Consider the following 8,434-nt stretch of genomic DNA (forward strand, 5'->3'; position numbering starts at 1 on the left):
GGGCGAGTGCGCCGCGAGTACGTAGGCGAAGGGACAACGGGCACACATGAGCGCGTCAGGCGGAACAAAGGCGATTGTCGCGGCACTCGCCGCGAACCTCGCGATCGCGGTGGCGAAGTTCGTCGCGTTCATCTTCAGTGGCTCGTCGTCGATGCTCGCCGAGAGCGTGCACTCGCTCGCGGACTCCGGCAACCAGGGGCTGCTGCTCCTCGGCGGCAAGAAGGCGCAGCGCGAGGCGACCCCGCAACACCCCTTCGGGTACGGCCGCGAGCGCTACATCTACGCCTTCCTGGTCTCCATCGTGCTCTTCTCGGTCGGCGGCATGTTCGCGATCTACGAGGGCTACGAGAAGATCAAGCACCCGCACGAGATCGAGCACTGGTACTGGCCGGTCGGCGTCCTGGTGTTCGCGATCATCGCCGAGGGCTTCTCCTTCCGTACGGCCATCAAGGAGTCGAACCAGACGCGCGGCAGCCTCTCCTGGACGCAGTTCGTCCGCCGCGCGAAGGCCCCCGAGCTGCCGGTCGTGCTCCTGGAGGACCTGGGCGCCCTCGTCGGTCTCGTCCTCGCCCTGGTCGGCGTAGGCCTGGCGATCGGCACGGGCGACGGCGTCTGGGACGGCATCGGCACGCTCTGCATCGGCATCCTGCTCATCCTCATCGCGATCGTCCTCGCCGCGGAGACCAAGTCCCTGCTCCTGGGCGAGGCCGCGGGCACGGACGAGGTCGAGAAGATCGAGAAGGCCCTGGTCGACGGCGACACGGTCACCCGCGTCATCCACATGCGCACGCTGCACCTCGGCCCCGAGGAGCTCCTCGTCGCCGCCAAGGTCGCCGTGCAGCACGACGACACGGCCTCCGAGGTGGCCGCCGCCATCAACGCCGCCGAAGAGCGCATCCGCGCGGCGGTCCCGATCGCCCGCGTGATCTACCTGGAGCCGGACATCTACAGCGAGAGCGCGGCTGTCGAGGGCACGAACCCGGCGAAGGCGCCGGGCGGCCACTGACCCTTCCAGGATGAGCCTGTACGTCGATGGGGCCCCGCACCTGCACGGTGCGGGGCCCCCTCGACGTAACTACTCGACCACCGGCTACTGAACCTCGCGCAGCACCTCGAGGATCGCCACCTCGTCGGGCGCCGCCTCAAGACGTTCACGGAACCCGGTGTCCATCAGCTTCCGCGAGAGCAGCGCGAGAATCCGCAGGTGCTCGTCGCCCGCTGCGGCCTCCGGCACGGAGATCATGAAGATCAGCTTGGCCTTCGTACCGTCGATGGCACCCCACTCGATGCCTTGTGCCGACCGCGCGAACCCGACGACCGGCGAGGTCACCGCATCGGTCTTGGCGTGCGGGATGGCGATCTCCTCGCCGAGTCCGGTCGTTCCCTGCTCCTCGCGGCGCAGGGCGGTCCGCACGAGCTCCTCGACGTCGTTCACCTTGCCGGTGGCGGCGAGGAGGTTGGCCATCTCGCGGATCGCGGAGTCCTTGTCGGCGGAGTCCAGCTGGACCTTCACGGTCTGCTCGGTGAGATACCCGGAGAGGACTTCGTCCTCGTTCCCGGTCCCGGTCCCGGCCTCGGGGGAGGGGGCCGCGGGTGCCGCCTTCTGAGGGGCCGCGGACGCGCCGGAGGCGACGGCTCCGGCGCCTGCTCCCACTCCTGCTCCTGCTCCGGCGCCTGCTCCCGCACCCTCTCCTGCTCCCACCCCTGCGAGCACCGGCTCGGGCCCGCCCGGCACATCGACGACCGGCGCCCCGCGCCGCTTCCGCTCGCTGAGGTCGACCAGGGTGACCGTGGTGAGGGCGGTGACGACGGCGCCGATGGCGACAGCGATGAAGAACATCGGTACGCCACCGACGGCACCCAGAACCGCCACGATCGGCCCGCCGTGCGGAACCGCGTCCTCGACGCCCGCCTGACCGGCGATCGCACCGGCGACGGCGCCACCGAGCATGTTCGCGGGAATGACCTGCGCGGGCCTGGCCGCGGCGAACGGAATCGCACCCTCCGAGATCCCGAAGAAGCCCATGAACAAGGCGGCGAGACCGGTCTCCCGTTCCTGCTCGTTGTAGAGCCGCTTGCGGATCAGCGTCGCGAGCCCCTGTCCCAGCGGCATGACCGGGATCGCGGCGGCGCACATGCCCATGACGGTCTGGTTGCCGGTGGCGATGAGTCCCGCGCCGAACAGGAACGCCGTCTTGTTGACGGGACCGCCCATGTCGAACGCGATCATGAGCCCGAGGATCGCGCCGAGCAGGATCGCGCTGGTCCCGGTCATGCCGCTGAGCCAGTCGGTCAGATGCTCGAAGATCCACGAGATCGGCTTACCGATGACGTAGATGAAGAAAAGACCGAGTGCCGTCGTCGCGACGATGGGGATCACGATGATCGGCATGATCGGCTGGGCGAACTTCGGGACCTTGACCTTCTTGATCCACAGCACCAGATAACCGGCGAGGAAGCCGGTCACGATGGCCCCGATGAAGCCCGCGCCCGCCTTGGAGTCGTACAGCTCACCGGTGTTGGCGATCCAGCCGCCGATCATGCCGGGCACGAGCGCGGGCCGGTCGCCGATCGCGTAGGCGATATAGCCGGAGAGGATCGGCACCATCAGCGTGAAGCCGATGACACCGATCTGGTTGACGTGCATCCAGAACGAGTCGTCGGGGATGACGAGCCCGCCCTTGGGGTCCGTGTGCCCGCCGAGCGACAGCGAGATCGCGATCAGCAGCCCGCCGACCACGACGAACGGAATCATGTACGAGACGCCGTTCATCAGCGCCTTGTACGCGAGGCTGCGCTCCTTGCCGCCCCCGCCACCGCCACCGCCGGAGACCGGCCCGGCGGAACCGCCGCCACCTCCTGCGCCGTGCACCGGCGCGCTCCGCACCTGCTCGATGAGCCGCTCCGGGTGGCTGATGCCCTCGGACACCCCGACGGACAGCACGCGCTTGCCCACGAAACGGCTGCGGTCGACGTCCTTGTCGGCGGCGATGATGATGCCGTCAGCATCCCTGACATCGTTGTCAGTCAGTACGTTCTCGGCGCCGATGGAGCCTTGCGTCTCCACCTTCATGTCGATGCCGAGGCTCTCCGCGGCCTGCGAGAGCTTCTCCGCCGCCATGTACGTGTGGGCGATACCGGTCGGACAGGCGGTCACCGCGAGCAGCTTCAGCTTCTTCTGCTCGCCGCTGCTCCCGCCTATGGGGGGATCGGCCGGATGGGTCACGTGGATCTCCTAACGCCTTCGTCAAACAAGATCGCGCAAATGTTCCCGATCTCAAGGCATCCTGCAACACCCGCGGACAGGTTCAAAAGCGCAAAGGTCCCTAATGGGGAGGTCTGTAGCCCTGTCCACAGTCCGCTCCGTGGCTGCCTCGCCCGCCACGCCGCCCGCCACCGCGCCCGGGGAGGCGGGCTGGGGCTCGCTGGGCCAATCGGTGTAGCTTTGTGACCGAGCCAGACGTCGCTGCTGATGGCGGTCGGGCGGTGCCTGCACGGACCGGCCGAGGGAGAGAGGGCCTCCGACGGACTGCGCTGCTGCGCACCGGTGCTCTTCTGTGCCGTTGTCGCAGGTCAGCCATGTCCACCCACCCTCGATCAACCCCCACGAGGAGCAGCTCGCCAATGACGACACTCACCAACGGCCAGGACTTCAAGGTCGCCGATCTCTCGCTGGCCGCGTTCGGCCGCAAGGAGATCACTCTCGCCGAGCACGAGATGCCCGGTCTGATGTCGATCCGTAAGGAGTTCGCGGCCACGAAGCCGCTGGCCGGCGCCCGCATCATGGGCTCGCTGCATATGACGGTGCAGACCGCCGTGCTCATCGAGACGCTGGTCGCGCTGGGCGCCGAGGTCCGCTGGGTCTCCTGCAACATCTTCTCGACCCAGGACCACGCGGCCGCGGCCATCGCGGTGGGCCCGGACGGCACTCCGGACAACCCGCAGGGCATTCCGGTCTTCGCCTGGAAGGGCGAGAGCCTGGAGGAGTACTGGTGGTGCACGGAGCAGGCGCTGACCTGGCCGAACACGCCCACTGGCGGTCCGAACATGATCCTGGACGACGGTGGCGACGCCACCATGCTGGTCCACAAGGGTGTCGAGTACGAGAAGGCGGGCAAGGTTCCTTCCGAGGACACCGCCGAGTCCGACGAGCACCGTGTCGTCCTGCAGGTCCTCAACCGCACCATCACCGAGGGCTCGCAGAAGTGGACCCAGCTCGCCTCGGAGATCCGCGGCGTGACGGAGGAGACCACGACGGGTGTCCACCGCCTGTACGAGATGCACCGCGACGGCACCCTCCTCTTCCCGGCGATCAATGTGAACGACGCCGTGACGAAGTCGAAGTTCGACAACAAGTACGGCTGCCGGCACTCCCTGATCGACGGCATCAACCGCGCCACGGACGTCCTGATCGGCGGCAAGACCGCTCTGGTCTGTGGTTACGGCGATGTGGGCAAGGGCTGTGCGGAGTCGCTGCGCGGCCAGGGCGCCCGGGTGATCGTCACCGAGGTCGACCCGATCTGCGCGCTGCAGGCGGCGATGGACGGCTACCAGGTCGCCACGCTGGACGAGGTGGTCGACAAGGTCGACATCTTCGTCACGACGACCGGCAACAAGGACATCATCATGGCCTCGGACATGGCCAGGATGAAGCACCAGGCGATCGTCGGGAACATCGGCCACTTCGACAACGAGATCGACATGGCCGGTCTGGCGAAGATCCCGGGCATCGTCAAGGACGAGGTCAAGCCGCAGGTCCACACCTGGACGTTCCCCGACGGCAAGGTCCTCATCGTGCTCTCCGAGGGCCGTCTGCTGAACCTGGGCAACGCGACGGGTCACCCGTCCTTCGTGATGTCCAACTCCTTCGCGGACCAGACCCTGGCCCAGATCGAGCTGTTCACCAAGCAGGAGGAGTACCCGACCGACGTCTACGTGCTGCCCAAGCACCTGGACGAGAAGGTCGCCCGCCTCCACCTGGACGCGCTCGGCGTCAAGCTCACCACGCTCCGTCCCGAGCAGGCCTCGTACATCGGCGTCGAGGTGGAGGGCCCGTACAAGCCGGACCACTACCGCTACTGACCGAGCCGCCACATGGGGCTCGCCGCCCCGGCACTCGCTCATCGCATCCCGCAGGCCCTCGCCCACCAGGGCGGGGGCCTGCGCCCGTGAGGACGGGCGCGGCGGAAGAAGCGGGGAGGGATGGGGCGAGGCCAGACGGGGCCAGCTGTGATCAACGCACGGTGCACGGTCAACGCCCCCGAGAGGCAGCCGATCCCACGGCCCCCCACACCGGACGGCCGTCCGCCCCCGGCCGCCAGCTCCATCTGAACCCCCTGGCCCACGACCCACACCGCCACCCCCGACAAGGACCGAGCCCCCATGCCCCGCGGCCACTATTCGCTCCACGACCCGCATGACCACACCCCCCTCGGTGAGGAACACTTCCACTGCGCCCCCGGCCCCTCCGGCTGGCGCTACGTATCCCAGCGGAACGCCCCCTCAGGCGAGCCCGCCGGCTCCATCGACCTCGCCCTCGACGAGCTGGGCCGCCCCATCCGCCTCGAACTCCACGCGGGGGACTGGCAGATCCGCGCCGCTGCGATCGACGGCGTCACCTGGGTCCGCACCGACCCCACCGGCACCCACGCCACGGAGGACAACGCCCCCGCCCACGCCTTCACCGGCACATCCCCCGCATTCCTCATCGCGACCACACGCCTGCTGCGCCTCACCCCCGCTTCCTCCGCGACCCGCGTCCGCCTCGTCGCCTTCACCGACCCGGTCCTCGCGCCCCGCACCCTCGACCAGTCCTGGGCCCTGCTGAAAAGCGAAGCACACACCACTGACAACGGCCCGCTCATCGTGGACGAATACCAGGTCACAGCCCTGGACACCGGCGAGCAGCACGCCATCCACATCACCGGCGACGTCGTCCTCTCGGCCCCCGGCATCGAGCTCGAGAACCTCGAATCCCCACCTTCGACGTTCCCCTGACCCCAGCCCCCGCCCGCCCCCTACGCGGGCGGCACGAATCCAGTGCCAGTGCCAGTGCCGGGAGACGGGACGTCACGAGGCTCCTGCGCGACCGCAGGTCCATCCGGAGCCGGACGGGCAGCGTAGGCAGGAAGAGCGCCAGACCCCGGCGGCACCGAGTACCGCGAACCAGCGAACCCCCCACTCTCACCGCCGACCCCACTCCTACTCCCACTCTCACCGAACGCCCGTCGAGCATCCCGCGCCTGCCGCTCCTGCACGACCGCCGCCAGGTACGCCGCCGGAGGCACACCCTGCGGAGCAGGCGCCCCCGTACGCTCCACGAGATCCCCGGCGAGCCGTTCGGCCATCGCCCAGCCGACCTGCGGATCCAGCTGCCCCATCCGCGTCAGGTACTGCCGGATCGCCAGCCACAGGGCATCCGGCACCCCGGACAGATCGAGCTCGGAGAACCGCCCCGCAAGCCAGGGCGGCGGCGGAGGAACGAAAGCCGTCTGTCCGACGGGCACCCGCTCCCGCACGACAAGCGTCCCCGCGAACACATCCCCAAGGCGCCGACCCCGCGCCGACACCAGCGAGGCGATGCAGGCGACGACCCCGAACGTCAGCAGAATCTCGACGACCCCCACCGCACCCCGCACCAACGCGTGCCGAAAACGAATCGGCCCCCCGTCGTCCCGCACCACCCGCAGCCCGCACGCCATCTTGCCGAGCGACCGCCCATGGCTGAGCGTCTCCACCGCGATCGGTCCACCGACCAGGATCAGTACGAAGCTGGCGACGGCGACCGCCGCGGCCGCCGCGTCGTCCAAGGAGGACGTGGAGGCCACGATCCCCAGGGTCACCCCCAGGTAGACCGCCCAGGCCGCCGCCAAGTCGATCAGTACGGCGAGCCCCCGGCTCGGCAGTTTCGCCGGGCGCAGGTCGAGCGCCACCGCCTCGCCCGTCACAAGCTCACTCACGCCAGCCGCCCTTCCCTGCCCTGCCGTCGGAACGGCCAGTCTGCCAAGCTGAGGCAGCATCGCGCCGCAGTACGAGGAGCAGCCACCTGATGGACCTCGACGTATTCGTGTCCGCCCACCGAACCGAGTGGGACCGACTCGACGCTCTGCTGCGCCGCCAGCGCCGCCTCAATGGAGCCGAGACCGACGAACTCGTCGCCCTCTACCAACGCACGGCCACCCACCTCTCGCTGATCCAGTCCAGCGCCCCGGACCCGCAACTCACCGGCCGCCTCACGCGCCTCGTGGCACGCGCGCGTAGTGCGGTGACAGGCACCCGCCGCGCTTCCTGGCGCGACGCCACGCACTTCCTGACCCACGGCTTCCCGGCAGCGGTCTACCGCTCCCGCCGCTGGTGGGTCCCCACCGCCCTGCTCTCGACGGTCCTCGCGGCGATCATCGGCTGGTGGATCGCCACGCACCCCGAGGTCCAGTCCTCCATCGCGGCCCCCGGTGAACTGCGCGAGCTCACCCGCCCCGGCGGCGAGTACGAGACGTACTACTCCAGCCACCCAGCGGCTTCGTTCGCCGCCCAGGTATGGACGAACAACGCCCAAGCAGCGGCGATGTGCCTGGTCCTGGGCGCCTTCCTCTGCTTCCCCGTCATCTGGATCCTCTTCCAGAACATGCTGAACCTGGGCGTGGGCATCGGCCTGATGTCCTCGGCCGACCGCCTCGACACCTTCCTCGGCCTTGTCCTCCCGCACGGCCTTCTGGAACTGACCGCGGTCTTCGTAGCCGCGGGCACAGGCCTGCGGCTCGGCTGGACCCTCATCGATCCGGGCCCGCGCTCACGCCGAACAGCCCTCGCCGAAGAGGGCAGAGCCGCCCTCGGCATGGCAGTCGGCCTGGCCCTGGTCCTGTTCGTCTCCGGCGCCATCGAAGGCTTCGTCACCCCTTCGGGCCTGCCGACCTGGGCCCGCATCAGCATCGGGATCGCCGCCGAACTGGCCTTCCTCGCATACGTCTTCGTCCTGGGCGGCAGAGCCGCACGAGCCGGCGCCACGGGCGACCTCGACCCCACAGAGCGCAGCGCGACGGTCCCCACCGCGGCGTGATGTGCATCGGACCCTGCTGGCCTGCTAGTCTCCTCGACGCCCCAAGAAAACCGTTGACACGGAAGGACCGGGGAGGTAGATTCGAACAGTTGCCTAGAACTGGACAAGTCCGGTGGCGACAGTTAATATTTGCCTGCTTCTTGAATCTCATAAGCCAAGAAGCCGCACCCGATAAATCAGAAACACCAAGCCGGTAAGACCGGCCGAAAACTTCTGATAAAGTCGGACTCGCCGGAAAGGGAAACGCGAAAGCCGAAAGGCCGGAGCGGAAACCTGAAAGGCGCCGAGGAAAATCGGACACGAAAGAGTCTGATAGAGTCGGAAACGCAAGAACAGCAAGAACAAAATGAAACACCGAAGGGAAGCGCCCGGAGGAAA

General features: G+C 68.5%; 6 protein-coding genes. 4 read left to right on the plus strand and 2 right to left on the minus strand.

Translation table 11 applies throughout. The annotated features are described in order from the left end of the window. Nucleotides 1–46: 46 nt before the first annotated feature. Nucleotides 47–1,006 carry a cation diffusion facilitator family transporter gene (locus ACZ5CR_RS28705; protein WP_468862513.1) on the plus strand — a complete coding sequence of 320 codons (960 nt, stop codon included), beginning with the start codon at nucleotides 47–49 and terminating at the stop codon, nucleotides 1,004–1,006. A gap of 84 nt (nucleotides 1,007–1,090) precedes the next feature. Here ACZ5CR_RS28705 and ACZ5CR_RS28710 read toward each other — a convergent pair whose 3' ends face one another. Beyond that, nucleotides 1,091–3,226, minus strand: coding sequence for a fructose-specific PTS transporter subunit EIIC (locus tag ACZ5CR_RS28710; RefSeq protein WP_468862515.1), 2,136 nt, complete (start codon nucleotides 3,224–3,226; stop codon nucleotides 1,091–1,093). A 398-nt stretch (nucleotides 3,227–3,624) separates the two neighbouring features. Here ACZ5CR_RS28710 and ahcY point away from each other — a divergent pair, with 398 nt between their 5' ends. Together ahcY and ACZ5CR_RS28720 are read left to right on the plus strand one after the other, a co-directional pair. Further along, nucleotides 3,625–5,082: an adenosylhomocysteinase gene (gene ahcY / locus ACZ5CR_RS28715; protein WP_468862518.1), complete on the plus strand. Its 1,458-nt coding sequence runs from the start codon at nucleotides 3,625–3,627 to the stop codon at nucleotides 5,080–5,082. 300 nt (nucleotides 5,083–5,382) lie between these two features. Beyond that, the gene (locus ACZ5CR_RS28720) at nucleotides 5,383–5,997 is read left to right on the plus strand and encodes a hypothetical protein (RefSeq protein ID WP_468862520.1); all 615 of its coding nucleotides are present in this window, start codon (nucleotides 5,383–5,385) and stop codon (nucleotides 5,995–5,997) included. A 20-nt stretch (nucleotides 5,998–6,017) separates the two neighbouring features. On the opposite strand, the gene ACZ5CR_RS28725 is transcribed toward ACZ5CR_RS28720, so the two are convergent. Next, nucleotides 6,018–6,959, minus strand: a complete 942-nt coding sequence (locus tag ACZ5CR_RS28725) for an RDD family protein (protein ID WP_468862523.1) — start codon at nucleotides 6,957–6,959, stop codon at nucleotides 6,018–6,020. Between the two features lie 89 nt (nucleotides 6,960–7,048). Between ACZ5CR_RS28725 and ACZ5CR_RS28730 the strand changes: the two genes are divergently transcribed. Then, complete coding sequence (locus tag ACZ5CR_RS28730) at nucleotides 7,049–8,056, plus strand: stage II sporulation protein M (protein WP_468862525.1); 1,008 nt, start codon at nucleotides 7,049–7,051, stop codon at nucleotides 8,054–8,056. Nucleotides 8,057–8,434 lie beyond the last annotated feature (378 nt).

Source organism: Streptomyces sp. NPDC031274 (assembly GCF_055570235.1).

Coding starts and splice junctions, on each gene's coding strand:
- ACZ5CR_RS28705 (WP_468862513.1), top strand. CDS start 47: ATGAGCGCGTCAGGCGGAACAAAGGCGATTGTCGCGGCACTCGCCGCG.
- ahcY (WP_468862518.1), top strand. CDS start 3,625: ATGACGACACTCACCAACGGCCAGGACTTCAAGGTCGCCGATCTCTCG.
- ACZ5CR_RS28720 (WP_468862520.1), top strand. CDS start 5,383: ATGCCCCGCGGCCACTATTCGCTCCACGACCCGCATGACCACACCCCC.
- ACZ5CR_RS28730 (WP_468862525.1), top strand. CDS start 7,049: ATGGACCTCGACGTATTCGTGTCCGCCCACCGAACCGAGTGGGACCGA.